A 716-nucleotide genomic window follows, 5' to 3' on the forward strand; every position below is an offset into this window, starting at 1 on the left:
TGCGCCGGCTGCCCGCTGACGATCGCCTGCACCCGCGCCGCCCGCAGCGCCTGCACCACCTGAGCGATCGCCCGGCGTTCGGCGGCGGCATGCAAACCCTTGCTCACGCCGACCGAAAGAATGCCCACGGTCACGCCGATGAGCACGATCACCACGAGCATTTCGAACAAGGTAAAACCGCCCTGGCGCCGCGCACCTGTAGCGGGGGGGCTTGCCCCCGAAAATTCTTCCAGGCTCAACCCTTGTGGCGGCATTGCGATTTTTCGGGGGCAAGCCCCCTCGCTACAGGGAGAGCGGCTACTCCACAGCAAGCCCATCGGCGCTTACTGCCAGTTGCCGAGGTCGGCCTTGTAGCCGTCCCCGCCCGCCACGCCATCCTGACCGTAGAAGATCAGGTCATAGCTGCCATGCTCGCCCGGGAAGCGATAGCCAAAGGCATGCCCGAACGGGTCCTTGAGGTCCGACGGCTTGGCATACGGCCCCATCCAACCGGTGGCGTTGGCAGGCTTGGTGAGCAGTTGCTGCAGGTTGGCCGGCGGCGCACCGACGTCCAACGCGTAGCTCTCGACCTTCATGCTCAAACTGGCCAGCTGCGCCTTGCCCGCGCCGTACTTGCCCTTGTCGACGTTGCCGCCGACCTGACGCACGACGATGGTGGCGACGATGCCCAGCAGCACGATCACCGCGAGCATTTCCAGCAGAGTGAAGCCGCCTTG

2 protein-coding genes are annotated in these 716 nt (G+C 65.6%); both read right to left on the reverse strand.

Annotation, left to right across the window (positions count from 1 at the left end; all coding sequences use genetic code 11):
• Nucleotides 1-317, reverse strand: a 317-nt coding sequence (locus AC3WJP_RS29115) for a pilus assembly FimT family protein (protein ID WP_493735707.1), incomplete at its 3' end; no start/stop codon positions are given.
• Between the two features lie 6 nt (nucleotides 318-323).
• A partial coding sequence (gene gspG, locus AC3WJP_RS29120; RefSeq protein WP_493724607.1) for a type II secretion system major pseudopilin GspG occupies nucleotides 324-716 on the reverse strand: 393 nt, incomplete at its 5' end.

It is taken from the genome of Pseudomonas sp. GW821-FHT01A09 (genome assembly GCF_058986725.1).